General features: G+C 74.4%; 15 protein-coding genes and 1 pseudogene. 13 read left to right on the top strand and 3 right to left on the bottom strand.

Going from position 1 to position 19,953, the window contains the following annotated elements:
- Nucleotides 1-156: 156 nt before the first annotated feature.
- The 8 genes from IH54_RS0122505 (at nucleotide 157) to IH54_RS0122470 (ending at nucleotide 9,804) form a co-directional block, all read left to right on the top strand.
- Complete coding sequence (locus IH54_RS0122505) at nucleotides 157-1,254, top strand: ADP-ribosylglycohydrolase family protein (RefSeq protein ID WP_078862441.1); 1,098 nt, start codon at nucleotides 157-159, stop codon at nucleotides 1,252-1,254.
- 152 nt (nucleotides 1,255-1,406) lie between these two features.
- A complete protein-coding gene (locus tag IH54_RS0122500; RefSeq protein WP_420711795.1) occupies nucleotides 1,407-2,582 on the top strand; it encodes an ADP-ribosylglycohydrolase family protein in 1,176 nt (391 codons plus the stop codon).
- Nucleotides 2,566-3,711 carry an ADP-ribosylglycohydrolase family protein gene (locus tag IH54_RS0122495; protein ID WP_043181895.1) on the top strand — a complete coding sequence of 382 codons (1,146 nt, stop codon included), beginning with the start codon at nucleotides 2,566-2,568 and terminating at the stop codon, nucleotides 3,709-3,711. The genes IH54_RS0122500 and IH54_RS0122495 overlap by 17 nt, the downstream gene beginning before the upstream one ends.
- Nucleotides 3,712-3,979: 268 nt before the next feature.
- Entirely contained in the window at nucleotides 3,980-5,590 is a 1,611-nt protein-coding gene (locus IH54_RS0122490) for an ADP-ribosylglycohydrolase family protein (protein WP_043181902.1), read from the top strand.
- A 12-nt stretch (nucleotides 5,591-5,602) separates the two neighbouring features.
- Complete coding sequence (locus tag IH54_RS0122485; protein ID WP_052397744.1) at nucleotides 5,603-6,544, top strand: ribokinase; 942 nt, start codon at nucleotides 5,603-5,605, stop codon at nucleotides 6,542-6,544.
- 35 nt (nucleotides 6,545-6,579) lie between these two features.
- Complete coding sequence (locus tag IH54_RS0122480) at nucleotides 6,580-7,782, top strand: CaiB/BaiF CoA transferase family protein (RefSeq protein WP_031519641.1); 1,203 nt, start codon at nucleotides 6,580-6,582, stop codon at nucleotides 7,780-7,782.
- Nucleotides 7,783-8,020: 238 nt separating this feature from the next.
- Nucleotides 8,021-8,911 (top strand): HpcH/HpaI aldolase/citrate lyase family protein, encoded by an 891-nt coding sequence (locus IH54_RS0122475; protein WP_052397750.1) that lies wholly within the window; start codon nucleotides 8,021-8,023, stop codon nucleotides 8,909-8,911.
- Between the two features lie 152 nt (nucleotides 8,912-9,063).
- Nucleotides 9,064-9,804 carry a class I SAM-dependent DNA methyltransferase gene (locus IH54_RS0122470; protein WP_031519636.1) on the top strand — a complete coding sequence of 247 codons (741 nt, stop codon included), beginning with the start codon at nucleotides 9,064-9,066 and terminating at the stop codon, nucleotides 9,802-9,804.
- A gap of 57 nt (nucleotides 9,805-9,861) precedes the next feature.
- Here the strand turns inward: IH54_RS0122470 and IH54_RS43505 are convergent.
- Together IH54_RS43505 and IH54_RS0122465 are read right to left on the bottom strand one after the other, a co-directional pair.
- Nucleotides 9,862-9,988: pseudogene (locus IH54_RS43505) on the bottom strand (IS5/IS1182 family transposase); the annotation flags it as partial.
- Between the two features lie 385 nt (nucleotides 9,989-10,373).
- Nucleotides 10,374-11,342, bottom strand: a complete 969-nt coding sequence (locus tag IH54_RS0122465) for an SGNH/GDSL hydrolase family protein (protein WP_031519634.1) — start codon at nucleotides 11,340-11,342, stop codon at nucleotides 10,374-10,376.
- A 1,178-nt stretch (nucleotides 11,343-12,520) separates the two neighbouring features.
- On the opposite strand from IH54_RS0122465, the gene IH54_RS0122460 reads away from it, so the two are divergent.
- Both IH54_RS0122460 and gndA read left to right on the top strand, forming a co-directional pair.
- Entirely contained in the window at nucleotides 12,521-13,324 is an 804-nt protein-coding gene (locus tag IH54_RS0122460; RefSeq protein ID WP_031519631.1) for a thioesterase family protein, read from the top strand.
- A 134-nt stretch (nucleotides 13,325-13,458) separates the two neighbouring features.
- The gene (gene gndA, locus IH54_RS0122455; protein WP_052397743.1) at nucleotides 13,459-14,955 is read left to right on the top strand and encodes an NADP-dependent phosphogluconate dehydrogenase; all 1,497 of its coding nucleotides are present in this window, start codon (nucleotides 13,459-13,461) and stop codon (nucleotides 14,953-14,955) included.
- Between the two features lie 306 nt (nucleotides 14,956-15,261).
- Here the strand turns inward: gndA and IH54_RS0122450 are convergent, their stop codons facing one another.
- Nucleotides 15,262-16,494, bottom strand: a complete 1,233-nt coding sequence (locus IH54_RS0122450; RefSeq protein ID WP_031519627.1) for an ROK family transcriptional regulator — start codon at nucleotides 16,492-16,494, stop codon at nucleotides 15,262-15,264.
- Between the two features lie 245 nt (nucleotides 16,495-16,739).
- Here IH54_RS0122450 and IH54_RS0122445 point away from each other — a divergent pair, with 245 nt between their 5' ends.
- The 3 genes from IH54_RS0122445 to IH54_RS0122435 are packed head-to-tail and all read left to right on the top strand — an operon-like array spanning nucleotide 16,740 to nucleotide 19,899.
- Nucleotides 16,740-18,095 carry an extracellular solute-binding protein gene (locus IH54_RS0122445; RefSeq protein ID WP_420711796.1) on the top strand — a complete coding sequence of 452 codons (1,356 nt, stop codon included), beginning with the start codon at nucleotides 16,740-16,742 and terminating at the stop codon, nucleotides 18,093-18,095.
- Complete coding sequence (locus tag IH54_RS0122440; RefSeq protein ID WP_031519623.1) at nucleotides 18,092-19,003, top strand: ABC transporter permease subunit; 912 nt, start codon at nucleotides 18,092-18,094, stop codon at nucleotides 19,001-19,003. The genes IH54_RS0122445 and IH54_RS0122440 overlap by 4 nt, the downstream gene beginning before the upstream one ends.
- A complete protein-coding gene (locus tag IH54_RS0122435) occupies nucleotides 19,003-19,899 on the top strand; it encodes a carbohydrate ABC transporter permease (RefSeq protein ID WP_031519620.1) in 897 nt (298 codons plus the stop codon). The genes IH54_RS0122440 and IH54_RS0122435 overlap by 1 nt, the downstream gene beginning before the upstream one ends.
- Nucleotides 19,900-19,953: the final 54 nt, after the last annotated feature.

Raw genomic sequence — 19,953 nt, 5'->3', positions numbered from 1 at the left:
GCCCCGGCCGTGCCCCGTACGTCAGCCGCCGGCCGGACCCGCGCCTCGTCCCGGACCGCGCACCGCCCGCCGCCGCACCCGCGGCCGCCGCCGCACGGGCGGCGGCACGGCGCACCTCGGCACCACCCCGCAGGACTCACCAGGAAACGGCACGTCATGAGCACAACTCCCCCGCCCCTCGCCGCCCCCGGCACCGACGCCCTCTCCTCCACCCCGCCACCCGTCGGTCCCCGGCAGCCCCCGCCCCTGCCCGGCTCGCCCCGTGACCACGCGCGCGGCGCCCTCACCGGCCTCGCGGTGGGCGACGCGCTGGGGGCCCCGGCCGAGAACATGAAACCGTCGCAGATCCGCAAGCGCTGGGGCCGCATCGAGGACTTCGTCACCGACGACCCCGCGGGCACCGACGACACCGAGTACGCGATCCTGTCCGGCCTGCTGCTCGGCCGGTACGGCTCGGCCCTCACCCCCGCGGACGTCGAGACGGCCTGGCACGTCTGGATCGCCGACCGCGACGAGGGCGCCTTCCGTGGCGCCGGGTTCAGCGAGCGCGGCACCCTGGAGAACCTCCGCCGGGGCCTCGCCGCGCCGATCACCGCGCAGCACCGGCACGCCTGGAGCGACGGCCTGGCGATGCGGGCCGCGCCCTGCGGGGTATTCGCCGCCGGGCGCCCCGCGGAGGCCGCGCGGCTGGTCGCGATCGACGGCACCGTCAGTCACGAGGGCGAGGGCATCTACGGCGGCCAGGCCGTCGCCGCCGGGGTCGCGGCGGCGATGGGCGGCGGCGACACCGCGGCCGTGATCACCGCCGCGCTGTCGGTGGTGCCCGAGGACTCCTGGACCGCGCGCTCGCTGCGCCGGGCGGTCACGGTCGCGAGCCGGCTCCGGCTGGACCCGGCCCTGGCGGTGCTGGACCGCGAGCGGGCGCTGCGCGCCGCGGTCGTCATCGGCGGCTACCCGTGGACGGACCTCGCGCCCGAGGCGGTCGGGCTCGCGTTCGGCGCGTTCGCCCTGGCGGGCGGCGACTTCACCGGTTCGGTGCTCACGGCGGTGAACATGGGCCGGGACGCCGACACCACCGCCGCCGTCGCCGGCGCCCTCGCCGGCACCCTCGGCGGCTGGACCGCGATCCCCGAGCGCTGGTCCAAGGCCGTCAAGGAGGTCCACGGCAGCTGCCTGCCCGCGATGTCCGGCTACCACGTCCTCGACATCGCCGACCTCCTCTCCCCCGACACCCCCACCCTGGCGGCGTCATGACCACCCCCGGCACCCCACCGCCGCACCCCGGTCCCGGGCCCGCCGGAGGCTCGGCGCCCGGGGGAGGTCCCGGGCGGGCCGCAGGGCCGGTGCCGGGGGCCCGCGGCGCGGTCCCGGCACCGGAGGAGGAGGCGCGGTCGCGGGTCGAGGGGATGCTGCTGGGGCTCGCGGCCGGGGACGCCGCCGGGTGGCCGGCGGCGCGGCACCGCGCGGTGCGCATGCCGGAGTGGACGCGGCGGCTCACCCGGGAGCTGGACACCTTCGCCGAGCAGAACGAGACCACGACCCTGCCCGTACCCATCGCGCTCAACCAGCCGCCCGAGCCGCTGCGGCTCGGGCCCTCAGACGACGCCGAGTGGGCGGCCTTCACCGCCGAGGCGGTCGTCGCCTCGCGCGGCGCGCTGCTCAGCGACCTCAGCCGGGACCGGCGGGTGCGCGCCGCGGTGGACCTGGCGTGGATGTCGCTCGCCGCCGAGATCTCGTCGGCGGCGGCCCGCGCCCCGGAGGTGGAGTCCGCCGAGATCCCGCTGCGCGCCCGTATCTCCGTACGCGCCGGGCTCGGCAATCTCGCGACAGGTCTGCGCCCGCCCGCCTCCGGGCACGACAACCCGCACTTCTTCGACGACGCGGCGTGCGTACGGGCGTGCGTCCTCGCGGTCGTCCACCCCGGCGACCCCGAGGGGGCCGCCGATCTCGCCGAGTTCGACGCGCGCTACACGCAGGACGAGGACGGGGTGCACGGCGCCCGCGCGATGGCCGCCGCGGTGGCGCTCGCGCTGGCGGGCGCCACCGCGCCGGAGTGCGTGGCCGCCGCGCAGGCGCAGCTGCCCGTGGGCTCGGAGATCGCGCGCAACGCCGAGCACGCCGTCGACCTCGCCCGCGCCGCGGCCGAGGAGGCCCCGGGCGGGCGGGCGTTCGGGCTCGTACCGCTGCTGGAGCACCAGATCATCGACCACGTCTACAGCTACGGCATCGCCGCCGCCGACACCGTGCCGGTCGCGCTCGCGCTGGTGCTCGCGGCGGACGGCGCCGCGGTCGAGGCGGTGCCCGCCGCCGCGTGCCTGTCGCGGGTCGCGGACTCCGCCCCCGCGCTCTCCGGAGCGCTCGCGGGCGCCCTGGGCGGCGCCCGCTCGCTGCCCGCCCCGTGGCGCGCGGCGTGCCGCATCCTGGCCGGCTGCGCGCTGCCGCGCATGGCGGGCGTGGACCTCATGGAACTGGCGGGGCGGCTCGCCGCCATCGAGCCGGCCGTGCCCGCCGCCCCCTCGGCCCCGTCAGCCCCCTGCGACACCTCCACGGAAGGACTCGCATCCCATGCAACCGACGCTTGAGGACCGCATCACCGGCTGCCTGGTCGGCGCCGCCGTCGGCGACGCGCTGGGCGGCCCGGTGGAGGGCTGGACGCCCGAGCAGATCGCCGAGCGGCACGGCGGGAGGGTGCGCGGCATCGTCGGCCCCTTCCACGCCGACTGGCGTACGGCCCGGCCCATCGCGCCGTACCACAAGGGCGACGGGCACGTCACCGACGACACCCTCATGACACACGCGCTGGTCCGGGTCTACGCGAAGGTGCGCGACCACCTGGACGCGTACAGCGTCGCCGAGCACCTGGTTCCCGACCTGATCGGGACGCCCCGCTGGGTCCCGGAGCTGGAGGCCGAGGCGCTGCCGCTGCAGCGGATCTTCCTCGCCGAGAAGTGGATCGTGGCGCGGCTGCACTACGGGCACGTCGACCCGCGGGAGGCGGGCACCGGCAACATCGTCAACTGCGGTGCGGCGATGTACATGGCGCCGGTCGGCGCGGTCAACGCGGGCAATCCGGCGGGGGCGTACGCGGAGGCGCTGGAGGTCGCGGCGCCGCACCAGTCCTCGTACGGGCGGGAGGCCGCCGGGGTCTTCGCGGCGGCCGTGGCCGCGGCGTTCCTGCCGGGCGCGACGGCCACCAGCGTCGTCGACGAGGCGCTGGCCCTGGCCAAGGACGGCACCCGCGCCGCGATCGAGGCGGTCTGCGAGGCGGCGGTGGCGTACGACGACTGGGAGCGGGCGCTCGGGCCGCTGCGCGAGGCCGTCGCGCCCTTCGACACGGTCGGCCCGCACTACCGGGAGCCCTCGCTCGGCGCTCGCCGCCCCTCGCGGCTGCACGCCATCGAGGAACTGCCGGTGGCGCTCGGCATGCTGCTGGTCGCGGACGGCGGGTACGAGCCCGCGGTGCTCGGCTCGGTCAACTACGGGCGGGACTGCGACTCCATCGCCACCATGAGCGGCGCGGTCGCGGGCGCGCTCGGCGGCAGCGCGGCGGTGCCGGAACGGTGGAGCACCGAGGTCGCCCGCGCCAGCCGCCTCGACCTCCACGCTCCAGCCGCCGAACTGGCCACCGTCACCCGCGAGGTCTTCACCCGCGACACCGCTCGCCGCCGCACCCACGAGGCGGCGTTCGCCGCACTGGCGGAGGCGAGGTGACCGCCCCGGCGCCCGGCGGCGCACCCGCGGCGGAGGCGGAAGACGCCCCCCGTCCCGCACCTCTCCCCGTCCCCCGGCACCCGCACGGCACGGCGCACCGACCGCTCCGGGCGTGTCGCGAACCCGCCGCCACGCCACACCCCGCCCCCCGCCGGACCCGGGCACGCGGCCACCACCCGCACGGCACGGCGCACCGACCGCCCCGGGCGTGTCCCGAGGGCCTCACGGCGGCGGGGGACGGCAGTCGGGCGGGAGTGCGGTGAACGACATGCTGCGGCTGACGTGGGTTCAGCCGGAAGACCTCATCGGGCACGAGCTCCGGCAGGCGGCGGAGGACGGCCGCGACGCCCACGACGTCCGGCGGCGCTGGCTCGCCGCGGGCGGTCACCTCGCGCCGCCGCGCGCGGGGGCCTCGCCCACCGCGGCCCCTCCCGCGCTACGGGCCCTCGCGGAAACGCTCCTCGACGAACTCGCCGCCCGCCCCAGCCCGCTGGCCGCGGACGAGCCGACGGGCCTCGACGCGATCCACGCCCTTGCACCGGCGTGGCGGACAGCGTCCCCGGCGGGGGGACGTACCGACCCGTCCGGCGGCTGCGCAGGTCACGGCGTACCGGCCGGCAACGCCCGTGGCGGATCCCGGCCCCACGGCGGCGCGGCGGATCCGTTCGGCGGTCGCGCCGTTCCGGGCGCGGACCGGCCGGCGCCGACGCCGCCCCCCGGCGGGCGCTCCGGCGGGCGCTCCGGCCCTGCTCCGGCCGGCAGCGGGGCGGGCACGGGGCCCGGGGCCGGGGGCGCCGCGCCCCCGGAAGCCCTCGTCCGGCGGCTGGAGGCCGGGTGGCTCGGGCGGGCCGCGGGGTGCCTGCTGGGCAAGCCCGTGGAGAAGCTGCCGCTGGAGGGGATCCGGGAGATCGCGCGGGGAACGGGCAACTGGCCGCTGCGGACGTGGTTCACGGCGGTGGGGCTGGATCCCGGCGTGGCGGCACGCCATCCGTGGAACAGGCGCAGCGCGCCCACCTCGCTCGCCGAGAACATCCGCGGGATGCCGGAGGACGACGACCTCAACTACCCGCTGCTCGGGCTGCTGCTGCTGGAAGCGCACGGGCACGGCTTCCGCACCGCGGACGTCGCGGAGCTGTGGCTCGCCGAACTTCCCGCGGGCCGGACGTTCACCGCGGAGCGGGTCGCCTACCGCAACCTGCTGGAAGGGGTCGAGCCGCCGCTCACCGCGCTGCGGCGCAACCCCTTCCGGGAGTGGATCGGCGCCCTCATCAGGGCCGACGTCCACGGCTGGACACACCCGGGCGATCCCGCGGGCGCGGCGGACGCGGCCTGGCGGGACGCGGTGCTCACGCACACCGCCAACGGCATGCTCGGGGCGATGTTCGCGGCCGCCGTGATCGCCGCGGCGGCGGGCGGCGGCGCGGACGTGCACGCGTGCCTCGCCGCCGGGCTCGGCGTGCTGCCGCCCCGCTCGCGGCTGGCGGCGGCGGTGCGGTTCGGCGTGTCGGCCGCCCGCGCGGAGCCGTCCGGCACGCCCGAGGGCTTCGCGGGCGTGGTGGACGCGCTGCACGCCGCGTACGGCGGCCACCACTGGGTGCACGTCCTGCCCAACGCGGCGCTGCTCGCCGCCGCACTCACCCACGCCGGGGGCGACTTCTCCGGCTCCGTCACCCGTGCCGTCTCCGGCGGCTGGGACACCGACTCCAACGGCGCGACGGCCGGCTCGGTCGCCGGGCTGCTCGCGGGTTCGCCCGCCGCGCTGCCCGCGCGCTGGACGGGCCCGCTGGAGAACCGGCTGTCCACGACCGTCGGGGGTCTCGACGGCATCGGCTTCGACACGCTCGCGCGGCGCACCGCCGCGCTCGTCCACGCACGCTAGGGAAGGCAGTTGATGACCGTCACGAAGGCCGCGGTCGCGGTGCTCGGCAGCGCCAACATGGACCTGGTCGCGTACGCGAAGGCCGCGCCGCGGCTCGGCGAGACCGTCACCGGCGAGTCGTTCCGGACCGTGCCGGGCGGCAAGGGTGCCAACCAGGCGATCGCCGCGGCGCGCGCGGGCGGCGCGGTCACCATGATCGGCGCGGTCGGCGACGACGACTTCGGCGTACAACTGCGCGCGGCGCTCGACCGGTCGGGCGTCGACACGGTCCGGCTGCGTACGGTGCCGGGCCCGAGCGGCATCGCACAGATCACCGTGGACGGCGCGGGCCACAACGCGATCGTCGTGGTGCCCGGCGCCAACGGCACGGTCACGGCGCTCACCTCGCAGGACGAGGCGGCGATCGGGGCGGCGGGCGCGCTGCTGCTCCAGCTCGAACTGCCGCTCGCCGGCGTGCTCGCCGGGGCCCGCGCGGCGCGCGAGCGCGGGGTGCGCACCGTGCTCACGCCCGCTCCCGCGCAGCCGCTGCCGGACGAACTCCTGGCCGTCACCGACCTGCTGGTGCCCAATGAGCACGAGGCCGCCGCGCTGAGCGGCGAGGGCGACCCGCGAGCGGCGGCCCGCGCGCTGCTGGACGTGGTGCCGGAGGTGGTGGTCACGCTGGGCGCCGCGGGGTGCCTGCACGCCGTACGCGGCCGGGAGCCGCTGGCCGTGCCCGCGCTGAAGGCGGAGGTCGTGGACACCACGGCCGCCGGCGACACGTTCGTGGGCGCGCTCGCGGTCGCCCTGGGTGAGGGCCGACCGGCGGACGAGGCGCTGCGCTGGGCGACCGCCGCGTCCGCGCTGTCCGTCGAGCAGGCCGGCGCCTCGTCCTCGATGCCGCTGCGCGCGGCCGTCGACGCACGCGCCGCCGCGGGGCACCCCGTCCCCCGCCGGCGCGCCGCCCGTAAGTGAACCGGAACAACCGCACCAGAACCGAGGTACCACCCATGCACCACCAGCCCTCCGGCGGCCCGTTGACCGGCCTGCGGGTCGTCGACCTCGCCACGCTCTTCGCGGGCCCGACCGCCGCGATGCTGCTCGGCGACTTCGGCGCCGACGTCGTCAAGGTCGAGCACCCGCGCAAGCCCGACCCGTCCCGCGGCCACGGCCCCGCCAAGGACGGCGTCGGCCTGTGGTGGAAGCAGCTCGGCCGCAACAAGCGCACGATCACCGCCGACCTCGGCACACCCGGCGGGCGCGACGTGCTGCTGCGGCTCGCGGTCGGCGCCGACGTGGTCGTGGAGAACTTCCGCCCCGGCACCCTGGAGCGGTGGGGGCTGGGCTGGGAGGAGCTGTCCGCCGCCAACCCGCGGCTGGTGCTGGCCCGTGTCACCGCCTTCGGCCAGACCGGGCCGTACGCGAGCCGCCCCGGTTTCGGCACCCTCGCCGAGGCGATGAGCGGCTTCGCGGCGGCCACCGGTGAGCCCGAAGGACCGCCGACGCTGCCGCCGTTCGGCCTGGCCGACTCGATCGCCGGGCTCGCCACGGCGTACGCGGTCATGGCGGCGCTGGCCGGCCGCGACCGCACCGGCGCCGGACAGGTGGTGGACATGGCCATCATCGAGCCGATGCTCGCCGTGCTCGGCCCGCAGCTCCTGTGGTACGACCAGCTCGGCTACGTGCAGCCGCGGCTGGGCAACCGGTCGAACAACAACGCCCCCCGCAACACCTATCGCACCGCCGACGGCGGCTGGGTCGCGGTGTCGTCGTCCGCGCAGTCGGTGGCCGATCGGGTGCTGCGGCTGGTCGGTCACCCGGAGTTCACCGGCGAGCCGTGGTTCGCGACCGGCGCCGGGCGCGCCGCGCACGCCGAGGAGATCGACAAGGTCGTGGCCGAGTGGATCGGCCGCCGCACCCGCGCGGAGGTGGTCGCCGCCTTCGAGGAGGCGCAGGCCGCGGTGGCCCCCGTCTACGACGTGCGCGACGTCGTCGCCGATCCGCAGCTGCGGGCCCTGGGCACGGTGACCCGCGTCGACGACCCCGAGCTGGGATCGCTGCGCATGCAGAACGTCCTCTTCCGCCTCTCCGGGACCCCCGGCGCCGTCCGCTGGCCGGGCCGCCCGCACGGCGCCGACACCGACGAGGTGCTGGCCGAACTCGGCCTGACCGAGGCGGAGATCGCCGCACTGCGCGCGGAGGGCGCGCTGTGAGCGGGCCGGCGGTGGCGGCGCCCGCACCGGGCGGCGGACCGGACGCGGCCGCCACCGAACGGCTCGCGGCGAGCGGACCCGAGGTGGCGGCGCCCGCACCGGGCGGCGGACCGAACACAGGCGCCACCGAACCACCCGCTGCAGGCCGACCCGAAGCGACGCCCCCGGGCCGCGGGCCGAACACGGCAGCCGCCGCGCCGCGTACGGAGGGCGCGCTGTGAGCGGGCCCGAGGTGACGCTGCCCGCCCCGAACGGCGGACCGGACGCGGTCGGCGCCGGGCAGGACGAGGGCCTCGCGCTGACCTGGCTCTACGCGCCGGGTGACCGGCCGGAGGTGGTGGCGAAGGCGCTGCGGTCGGGCGCCGACGTCGTGCTCGTCGACCTGGAGGACGCGGTGCCGCCCGGCCGCAAGGAGTACGCGCGGGCCGCGACCGCGGAGCTGCTGGCCGAGCCCGCGCACGGGCGGGTCCCCGTGCACGTGCGGGTCAACGCCCTGGACGGCCCGCTGGCCGGTCCCGACCTGGCCGCGCTGGCCGGGCTGCCGGGGCTCGGGGGGCTGCGGCTGCCGAAGGTCGGCACACCCGCGGACGTCGTCCGGGTGGCCCGCGCGGTACGGGCGGCGGGGGCGGACGCGCCGCCCCTCTACCCGCTGCTGGAGTCGGCGCTCGGCGTGGAGAACGCCTTCGCCATCGCGGGCGCCGACCCCGCCGTGCGCGGCATCGCCCTCGGCGAGGCCGACCTCCGCGCGGACCTCGGCCTGACCGGCGAGGAGGCCCTGACCTGGCCGCGGGTCCGCACGGTCGTCGCCGCCCGCGCGGCGGGCCTCGCGCCCCCGGCCCAGTCCGTCCACCCCGACGTCCGCGACCTGGTGGGCCTCGGCGAGTCCTGCCGCCGGGGCCGCGCCCTCGGCTTCCTCGGCCGCGCGGCGATCCATCCGCGCCAGCTCCCGGTCATCGAGCGCGCGTACAGGCCTTCCGCGCAGGAGGTCGCGGCGGCCCGCGAGGTCCTCGCGGCTTCCGCCACGTCCCCCGGCGCCCTCGCCCTCCCCGACGGCCGCTTCGTCGACCCCGCGGTCGTCGCCGTCGCCCACCGCACCCTCCTCCTCGCCGCCCGCCGCCCGCCGGACTGACCCGCGCAATTCCGGAACTGATGATCCGGCGTGCTGGGCGGTGCGGCCGAAGCCCCGGCAAGGCGACAACGAGTCGTAGGCGGTGCGCGCGGAGCCGCGGAGAACCTAAATGCGTCGACAGCGCCCCTCGGCACCCGGCACAGTGGCCACCCGTGACGAGCAGTGAACTGTGGACCCGCGCGACCGCCGACCGCTACGACGCCGAGGAAGCCGAATCGTCCTCGGCTGCCGTTCTCGGACCCACGCTGGCCTTCCTCGCCGAACTCGCCGGAAACGGCCGGGCACTGGAGTTCGCCATCGGAACTGGACGAGTGGGCGTCCCGCTCCGGGAACGCGGCCTGCCCGTCGTGGGCATCGAACTGTCCGAGCACATGGCAGCGGTCCTGCGGCGCAAGATCGACAAGGACGCGCTCCCCGTCGCCATCGGAGACATGGCCACGACCGTCGTCCCTGGCGAGTTCACCCTGGTCTATCTCGTCTACAACACGATCACGAATCTCCTCACGCAGGACGAGCAGGTCGAGTGCTTCTGCAACGCCGCACGTCACCTGACCCCTGGCGGCCGATTCGTCATCGAGCTGGGCGTGCCGCCGCTGCGGTTCCTGCCGCCCGGGCAGGTCGCGGTGCCGTTCGATGTCTCCGACCGGCATCTCGGCTTCGACACCTTCGACCTGGTCGAACAGATCCTCGTCTCGCACCATCTCACCCGCGACGGCGAAGACGGCCGCTACCGCCGCGACAACTCCCGGCACCGGTACGCGTGGCCGGCGGAGCTCGACTTGATGGCGCGGATCGCAGGGCTCGAACTGGAACGTCGCGTTGCGGACTGGGACGGTTCTCCGTTCACCGAGGACTCCGCGAAGCACATCTCCGTATGGCGCAAGCCGGCCTGAGGGCGGCACCAGGCCGTCAGTGTTGGCCGTGCCTGTCCTGAACCTCTGTCGGAAGTTCAGGCGTCTCCAGCAGATGAGTGCGCATCCGGGGGTGAGGAAGGCTTCGTGGATGTCGTCGCGTCTCTCCCAGCGGATCCGCAGGCGGCGAAAACCGGTGCAGGTGGGCGAATGTTCCCTCCACGACCCGGTCCAGGCGGCTCCCGCGATCGAGTACCCCACAGGCGAACCGTGCGTCAGGCCTGTCTGCGAGGCGGGACACTCCCATCAGCTCGTGCGGCACATGACTGCTGATGATGTTCCCGGTCTCCGCACGCACTGGGTGTGTGGAGGAAGTCTCCCAAGGTGAAGACCCACGACCACGGGGGTGGTTCCTCCGAGGGCACCCTGAGGGCTCTGTTCGACTGCGAAAGTCGCCCAGGCATCCGGTCGCGATCTTCCCAGGGCCTGTCTCTCGGACCGGACTGTGAGTTGAAGCCGCGTCTGGATCTGGTCCGGAACGTGGAACTGGCCTCCGGCTGGGGCCGGAGGCCAGTTCGCTGCTGCACGGGGTGCCCCGGAAACGGGACGGATCAGGTGAGGGTGTTGAGCAGCGCCTCTTCGACGTGGTCGGCGGCGTTGCGGTGGCCGAGGGCGTTGGGGTGCACGAAGGACAGCTGGTCGGGGAGGGTGACGACGCCTTCGACCCACTTGCTGTCGTCGCAGACGCTGTGGTCGCGGGAGGAGGTGTAGAGGTCGACGTAGCCGGCGGCGTCCTGGGTGCCGGTGGAGTCGTCGATGGTCTTGTTGAGGGGCTCCAGGACGTCGGCGCGCAGCCAGGCCAGGTCGCCGGAGGTGATCGTGCCGAACTGCGTGAGGTCACCGAAGCTGCACTTGGCGGTGTCCCGGGGGATGACCGTGGGGTAGCCGACGGCCAGGATCTTCGCCTTCGGGGCGCGCTCGTGGAGCACGGTGAGCATCCGGTCGTACTCGTGGCGCACGGTCTTCAGCCGTTCCGGGACGTCGGCGCCCAGGGCGTCCTTGCACGGAGTGCCCTTGCCGTCGTTCTCGCCGCCGAGTTGCATGCACTTGGTGATGAAGTCGTCGAAGCCGAGGGTGTTTCCGCCCACGCCGACGGTGATGACGTCGGTGTCGGGGCCTACCGCCTCGGACTGAGGGGGCACGGCGGGGAAGGGGTAGTCCGGGTCCTCGGAGAAGGGCGGCAGGTGGCGGCCGATCGGGTGCTGGGGCGTGTCGGTGACGTTCGCGATGGTGGCGGCGCCGCAGCTGACGTTGGTCAGCTCGAACAGGCCGTAGAGGTCGCGGTCGATGACCTGGGGGTAGGAGCGGTCGGTGCGCTCGCAGCCGTCACGGGGAACCTCGAAGGTGTTGCCCGCGGCCTGGATGACCCCGGCGGTGTAGGAGTCGCCCAGGGCGACCCACTGGTGCTCCTCGGCTGCGGCGGATGACTGGGCCCCGCCGAACTGCGCGGGGACAACAGCGCCGGCGGCGAGCGCCGCGGCCGAGCAGAGAAGGGCGAGACGGGCACGGAAGCGTGTCACGAATTCTCCAGGATTGGGACGTACGGGGTTCCGCCTCAACCATACACACAAAGTAACCGAGAGTGTCAATCTACTTACGGAGAGTATCCGTGATCATGGGCTTTTGAAGCCGCGGTCTTCCTATGACGCTGCTGACCACCTTGTCCGTCCGGAACGAGAGGTCACCACCGTGGAGGCCCTGCACAATCGTGCCGCGCGGCGCCCCACGGGCTCCGGCCTGGCGGGGTGCCTGCGACATCTGAGCTTCACCGAACTGGGCACGATCCGGGCGGCTGCGGTGTCGGCTCACGTACAGGCGCTGACGGGAATGTGCTGGCAGCAAGTGCCGCCTCGGGCAACGTTCGCCCTGTGGAGCGCGGTGGTCGTTGGTAGGCTGTGGTCAGCCGCTGCGGGCAAAGGCGTGATGGGAAATCCGCTTCAATCTTCGAGATTGTGACCCTTTTCGGTCTGAGCCGGTTCGAGTCCGGTAGCCCGCGGCGGTGCGGATGTGCTCCGGGGCAGCGCACGCGGCGTGACGTATTTGTGCCGGGCCCTTCGTAGCCGTCAGGCTGTGGCCGTGGCAGGGCGGGTGGGCGTCCGTGAGATCGATGACGACAAGGGCAGGCGGCGACTGCGGTCCACCCGTAGAGGTACCGGGTCAGTGGTGACCTGGCGGCGGCCCGGATGGGAAATGAGCGATCGCACCACGGGCGCCCCGGCAACGCGTGAACCGTGGCGTGCCTGGCTCGGAAGCGGTTGGCGAACTGCTCGCTCCGCCACGGGGAGTCCGCCTCCTCCTCGGGCGGCGCCAATCGGCCACCTGCGTCGCCCGGGGTCTCGACACCAACCACCCGCGGGGCCGGGACATCCGGTTCGGGCAAAGCTTCCAGCAGCCGCAACACCACGCCGTGGCCGATGGGCACCCCGAAGGGCCGTGCCATCCGGGCGCCGGCCCGGCCGGCGAGGGCGAGATCCACCGCGGCGAGAGTCGACCGCGACCGCTCCGTCCACCGGCTGTGCCGCCGGGTCGGTCCCGGCAGTTGCCCAGCGAACGTCCACCGAGTACAGGACGACTCCGGGCAGAAGAGCCGCCGGACTCGCCCCGCGGCACGGCCACGGCCACGGCCGGAGAGGGTGCCCGGCGGGGCGGAGGGGACCGCTCGCTACGATCGGCCCCACGCCAGTGGGAGGGAGCGGGGATGGACGGCGAGACGTTCTACCGGAGCCTCGGCGGCAGCCGGTTCGGCAGCACCGAGTGGACCGCCGGGCCCTGGAGCCCGAAGGCCCAGCACGCGGGCCCGCCCTCCGCCCTGATCGGGCGGGCGCTCGAACGGCACGAGGCGCGCCCCGGGATGCGGATCGCCCGCGTGACCGTCGACCTGCCCCGCCCCGTACCGGTCGGCGAGCTGGACGTCGAGGTGCGGACGGTGCGCGCGGGCGGGCGGACCGAGCTGCTGGAGGGCCGGATCACCGCCGACGGCAAGCCCGTGCTGCTGGCCAGGGCGTGGCGGCTGGTGGCCGCCCCCGCGGACACCCCGGCGCTGAGCCCGGTGCCGCCCGTGCCGCCGGTGCCGGGGCCGCAGCCGAAGCAGGTGATGGCGGGCGCGTACCTGGACGGCTACGTCTCGGCCATGGAGTGGCGCTTCCCGCCGGGCGCGCCCGGCGCGCCGGAGCCGGGGTTCGACACGCCCGGGCCGGGCACGGTGTGGGCGCGGCAGCGCGTCCCGCTCGTCGCGGGCGAGGAGGACACCCCGCTGACCCGCGCCCTCACGCTCGCGGACAGCAGCTGGGCCGTCGCCTTCGAGCTGGACCACCGCAGGGACCTGGTGATCAACACCGACGTGACGCTGCTGCTGCACCGCGACCCGGTCGGCGAGTGGCTGTGCCTGCGCTCGGCGACGGCCGCCGCGCCCGGCGGATCGGGCCTCGCGCACGGCGAGTTGCACGACGCCTCGGGCGACTGCGGCCGCATCGCGCAGACCCTGCTGGTCGCAGGACGCTGAGCCGTACGGTCCGGGCCCCGGCCATGCCTTTCCGGTTCGAGGGGTTTTGTCCGCCATAATCGCGAGCAGGAGCACGTCAGCGACACGGCGGACGACGACCCGGCGGATCGGGCACGACGGCAGAGGGTGGACCCATGGCCTCCACGGACCAGGCGGCGGGCGGCGGCACGCCCGGCAAGGGCGAGAACAAGGGCACGGCGCAGATCGGGGTGACGGGCCTCGCGGTGATGGGCCGCAACCTCGCACGCAACCTCGCCCGGCACGGCTACGTCACCGCGGTCCACAACCGGACCGAGACCCGTACCCGCGCGCTGGTGGAGGAGTTCGGCGGCGAGGGCCGCTTCGTCCCCGCCGCGACGCCCGAGGAGTTCGTCGCCTCGCTGGAGCGCCCGCGGCGCGTCATCGCCATGGTCAAGGCGGGCGCCCCCACGGACGCGGTGATCGAGGAGTTCGCCGCGCTGCTGGAGCCCGGCGACATCATCGTGGACGCGGGCAACGCGCACTTCGCGGACACCCGCCGCCGCGAGCAGGCACTCCGCGAACGCGGCATCCACTTCGTCGGCAGCGGCGTGTCGGGCGGCGAGGAGGGCGCGCTGCACGGCCCGAGCATCATGCCCGGCGGCTCCGCGGAGTCCTACGCGGCGCTGTCCCCCATGCTGGAGGCCATCGCCGCGAAGGCCGACGACGGCTCACCCTGCGTCGCCCACATCGGCCCGGACGGCGCCGGGCATTTCGTGAAGATGGTGCACAACGGCATCGAGTACGCCGACATGCAGCTCATCGCGGAGTCCTACGACCTGCTGCGGCACGCGCTCGGCCTGCCGCCCGAGCGCATCGCCGAGGTCTTCCGCGGCTGGAACCAGGGGCGCCTGGACTCCTACCTCATCGAGATCACCGCGCAGGTGCTCGCGCACACCGACGCGGCCACCGGCGGGCCCTTCGTCGACATCGTGCTGGACCAGGCGGAGCAGAAGGGCACCGGGCGCTGGACGGTGCAGACCGCGCTCGACCTCGGCGTGCCGGTCAGCGGTATCGCCGAGGCCGTCTTCGCGCGGTCCGTCTCCGGCCACGCCGACCTGCGGGCCGCCGCGCGCGAGCTGCCGGGACCCACGCCGACGCTGCTGGACAGCGCCGCGTACGACCGCTTCGCCGAGGACGTCGAGCAGGCGCTGTACGCGTCGAAGATCATCGCGTACGCGCAGGGCTTCCACCAGATCGCGGTGGGCAGCGCGGAGTACGGCTGGGACATCGACCAGGGCCGTGTGGCGGCGATCTGGCGGGCGGGGTGCATCATCCGCGCGGCGTTCCTGGACCGGATCCGCGCGGCGTTCGACGGCCGCCCCGACCTGCCGACGCTGCTCGTCGACGACCACTTCGCCGACGCCCTGCGGGGCGCCCAGAGCGCGTGGCGGCGGGTCGTGAGCACCGCCGCCGAACTCGGCGTACCCACCCCGGGTTTCGCCGCCGCGCTCGCGTACTACGACAGCCTGCGGGCGGAGCGGCTGCCGGCGGCGCTCGTCCAGGGCCAACGCGACTTCTTCGGCGCCCACACCTACCACCGGGTCGACCGCCCCGGCACCTTCCACACCCTCTGGGCGGACCCCGACCGCCCGGAGGTCACCGCTTCCTGACTCCGAGGTCCTCCCTCCCCGCGGGTGAGTGGCCGGGCCACCCGCGCGGTTCGGCCGGGGCGCGGTCCCCGGCGACCCGGCCGCCCGCCGGCACCACGGACGCCGTCGAGGCGGACCCGGCCGCCGGTCGGGTCGGAAAAGCGCGCCGGCAGCCCGGCGGGCGTGGACTTTCCCCCGCCCGAGGCGTGGACCAGCGCGGGCCCCGCCACGTCGGTGCCCGTGACGAGGCACGACCCCCCACCGGGGAACGGTCCCGCGGCCAACCGCCGCCCGCGCCGCGCAGGGGCGACCCCCGCCTCCCCCGGCCTACGGCCGCGTGAGCATGCCCCACCCCGGCGCATAGTTCCCGTGCAGGATGAGCGACGCCGCTCCCACCGCCCCCACCGCGTCGCCGATCACGCTCTTCTCGACCTCGATCCGCCGGATCACCCGCGCGACGGACGTCGCGTTCACGGCCGCGTCGATCTCCTCGCAGAGGATGTGCTCGATCCCGCGGATCGACTCCCCGCCCAGCACGACGCGCGAGACGTCGAGCAGCGCGACCGCCCCCCGCGCGGCCTGCCCGAAGCGGCGCCCGGCGCGGCGCACGGCGTCGAGGGCCGCGGGGTCGGCGGCCCGCGCCGCCTGCCGCAGCAGCTTCCAGTCGCGGTGCACCGCGGCCGCCGCGCCGGTGACGCCGATCCGTGCGGCCGCCTGCGCCCCGTGCCGCTGCACGAGGTCGCCGATGACGCCGGCGGGGCTGACGTACGGGCCGACGCAGTTGCTGCCGCCGCAGTCGCAGGACAGCCCGTCCGCGGCGATGGCGATGTGGCCGAACTCCCCCGCGTTGCCGGAGTCGCCGTGCAGCACGGTGTTGTTGAGGACGATCCCGGCACCGACCCCGGTGCCGAGGTAGATGAACAGGAAGCTCCCGGCGCGCTTGCGCCCGCCTATCCAGCGCTCCCCTATGGCCGCGGCCGTGGCGTCGTTGTCCATGGCGACGGGCATGCCGGTGGCGTCCTCGAACATCGCCCGCAGCGGCACCCGGCCCCAGCCGGTGAAGTTGGGCGGGGAGACGACGGCTCCGGCGGGGCCGTCGATCGGGCCGGGCGCGGCGATGCCGGTGCCGAGCAGCCGCGCCGGGTCGACCTGCGCCTTGGCGGTGAGCCGGCGGGCGGCGGCGGCGACCCGCGGCACGACCTCCTCCGGGGCGGCCCCGTCGGGCAGACTCACCCGGCGGTTGGCGAGGACCTCCCCGGCGAGGTCGACGACGACGACCACCGCGGCGTCCGGGTCGAGCTGCACGCCGACCGCGTACGCCCCGTCGGGCCGCGGCGACAGCAGGGTGCGGCGCTTGCCGCCGCTGGAGGGGGCGTGGCCGGACTCGGAGACGAGCCCGGCGTCGAGCAGCCGGCGCACCACGTTGGAGACGGTCTGGCTGGTCAGGCCGGTGAGCGGGGCGAGTTCGACGCGGCTGACGGGCCCCGCGGTGCGGATCGCGTCGAGCACCACGGCCTGGTTGTAGCCGCCGACCCGCGGAAGATTCGTCCCCTGTGTCACTGCTCCCCGCCTTTCTGCACGCCCCCGGCGCCGCCTTCCCCGGGGCGGTCGCGGGCGAAGTTTACCTGCCGGATCCGTTGACTTACTCAATCCATTGGATTTAGCTTCGCCGTCATGCCAGGGCTGTGCGCCCTGCTGATCGGGGGCGGGCCCGACCGGGCGGCCCCCGGTGCGGTCCGCCGCGCCGCGGACCGAATCTGGCCCTTCACCGGAGGTCAAGCGTGCGAACGAGACGTCGAGCGGTGATTGCCGCCGCGGTCCTCACCACCGTGAGCGCGGCAACGTTGTCAGGGTGCGGCTCCGGCTCCGGGGCATCGGGAAAGACGATCAAGGTCGTCTACCAGCAGCAGCTCAACAACAGCAACCACATCCAGGCGGACTTCCTGGGCCCGATGGTCGAGCAGTTCGAGAAGGCCAACCCCGGCACCACCGTCAAGCTCGTCCCGGTGACCGCGAGCGAGAACGACTACTACACCAAGATCCAGCTGATGATGCGCTCCCCCGCGACGGCGCCCGACCTGGTCTACGAGGACACCGCGACGATCAACTCCGACGTGGCGAGCGGCTATCTGCGGCCGCTGGACGACTATCTGAAGACCTGGCAGGACTGGAGCGCCTTCGCCGCCCCCGCGAAGGCCGCGATGAAGTTCTCGGACGGCAAGACCTACGGGGTGCCGGACAACACCGACACCCGCGGCCTCTGGTACAACAAGCAGCTCTTCGCCCAGGCCGGCATCCCCGTGCCGTGGCAGCCCAAGACCTGGGCGGACGTGCTGACGGCCGCCCGTACCGTCAAGTCCGCGCTGCCCGGCGTGACACCGCTGAACGTCTACACCGGTGTCGCGGCGGGCGAGGCATCGTCGATGCAGGGCTTCGAGATGCTGCTGTACGGCACCCCGGCGGCCGACGACGCGCTGTACGACAGCAAGCAGGGCAAGTGGGTGGTCGGCAGCAAGGGCTTCACGGACGCGCTGGACTTCCTGCACACCGTGTACGGCGAGGGCCTCGGCCCCTCCCCGCAGCAGGCGCTGGGCGCCAACATCCAGGCGGCGGTGGGCACCGAGATGATCCCGTCGGGCAAGCTCGCGATCGACCTCGACGGCTCGTGGATGCCCAACAGCTGGATCCGCACCGGCCCCAAGCCGTGGCCTCAGTGGCAGAGCACGATGGGCATGGCCTACATGCCGACGCAGAACGGCCAGGGCAGCGGCAAGGTCAGCATGTCCGGCGGCTGGGCCTGGTCGATCCCGGCGAAGGCCAAGAACCCCGATCTGGCGTGGAAGTTCACGCAGTTCCTGGAGAGCAGGGCCAACTCGGCTCGGTGGAACAGCGTCAACGCCACCATCGCGGTGCGCACCGACGTCGCCTCCGACCCGGAGTACCTCAAGGCGCTGCCCACCAACGGGTTCTTCACCTCGCTGGTCCCCGACACGTACTACCGGCCCGGGGTGCCCGCGTACACCCAGGTCTCCAGCGCGATCCAGAAGGCCATGGAGTCGGTGACGACCGGCCAGGCCTCGGTCGGCAAGGCCGCGTCCACCTACGACAGCGACGTGAGGACCGCGGTCGGCGGCGACAAGACCGTCCAGGGCGCGCAGTGACCGCCACCGCCACCACGGCCCCCGCCGCCCGGCCGCGTCGCGGCCGGGCGGTGTCCGGCCTGCTGCGCGGCATGCCGCTGCTGCCCGCGCTGGTGCTGCTCGCGGTGTTCATGGCCGGACCGGTCGCGTACTGCGTCTACTACGCCTTCACCGACATGCAGCTGACCGGCTCCTCGGGCACCCACTTCATCGGCTTGGACAACTTCAGCCGCGCCTTCCACGACTCGGACTTCACCAACGCCGTGCGGCTGACGCTGGTCTTCGTGATCGGCTCGGCCGTCGTCGGGCAGAACACCCTGGGGCTGGCGCTGGCGGTCCTGATGCGGAAGGCCTCACGGCCGGTGCGGGCGATCACCGGCACGGTGGTGATCTCCGCGTGGGTGCTGCCGGAGGTGGTGGCGGGCTATCTGATGTACGCGTTCTTCTTCCAGCAGGGCTCGCTCAACGCGATCCTGCACGGCCTCGGACTGCCGCGGCAGAACTGGCTGTACACGCTGCCGATCCTGGCGGTGTGCCTGGCCAACGTCTGGCGCGGCACCGCCTTCTCCCTGCTGGTGTACTCGGCAGCGCTCGACGACGTTCCGCAGGAGCTGGTCGAGGCGGCCGAGGTGGACGGGGCCGGGCCCTGGCAGCGGCTGTGGCGGGTGACGCTGCCGGTGATCCGCCGCTCGGTGACGACCAACCTGATGCTGATCACCCTGCAGACCCTCTCGGTCTTCGGGCTCATCTGGACCATGACCCGCGGCGGCCCGGGCAACAAGGCCGAGACGCTCCCGGTGTTCATGTACCAGCAGGCCTTCACCAGCAGCCTGATCGGCTACGGCACCGCGGTCGCGCTGGTGCTGCTGGCGGTGGGGGCGCTGTTCTCGGTGGTCTACATCCGCATGCTGAAGGTCGAGGAGGACTGATGGCGGCCACCGAACACCTGCGGGCGGTACGGGTCCGGCCGGACGCCGGACGCCGCGCGGCGGAGCGCACCCGCCGGCGGCGCCGGCTCACCGGCCGGGCCGCCGTCGACGCGGGACTGCTGGCCTTCTCGGCACTCTACCTGGTGCCGCTGCTGTGGATGCTGCTGGCGTCGGTCGACGCGCACGCCGACTTCCGGCTGTCGGTGCCGTCGCCCACCGGGGAGAACTTCCGCCGGATCCTGGACAACGACATCACCTACCGGCCGATGCTCAACGGCCTGCTGCTGTGCGGCGGCGGCACCGTGCTGTGCGTGGTGTGCTCGGTGCTGGCGGCCTACCCGCTGTCGCGCTACCGGTCGCGGATGCGGCGGCCCTTCCTCTACACCGTCCTCTTCAGCACCGGGCTGCCGATCACCGCGGTGATGATCCCGGTCTACAGCATGTTCGTGCAGGTGAACCTGATCGACTCGATGCCGGGCACGACGCTCTTCCTGGCCTCGGCGGCGCTGCCGTTCGGGATCTGGCTGATGAAGAACTTCATGGACGGCGTACCGCTGGTGCTGGAGGAGGCCGCCCGCATCGACGGGGCGGGCACCCTCCAGGTGCTGTGGCGGATCGTGCTGCCGCTCATGTGGCCCGGCGTGATCGTGGTGACGATCTTCACCTTCATCGGGATGTGGGGCAACTTCTTCGTCCCCTTCATCCTGCTGCTCTCCCCGGAGAAGCTGCCCGCGTCGGTGAGCGTCTTCACCTTCCTCAGCGCGCACGATCAGACGCAGTACGGCCAGCTGTCCGCATTCTCCATCGTCTACTCGGTCCCCGTCGTGATGCTCTACCTCGTCCTGGCCCGCAAGCTCGGCGGCGGCTTCGCCCTGGGCGGCGCCCTCAAGGGCTGACCCGGCGATCGCCGCCTGCTCTGCCGGCCGGACGCACCTGCCCGTACGACCTCC

It is taken from the genome of Streptomyces sp. NRRL F-5123 (genome assembly GCF_000721495.1).
Taxonomy (GTDB): domain Bacteria; phylum Actinomycetota; class Actinomycetes; order Streptomycetales; family Streptomycetaceae; genus Actinacidiphila.
The sequence above is the reverse complement of the archived record's forward strand: the minus strand, read 5'-3'. Positions and strand labels throughout refer to the sequence as shown.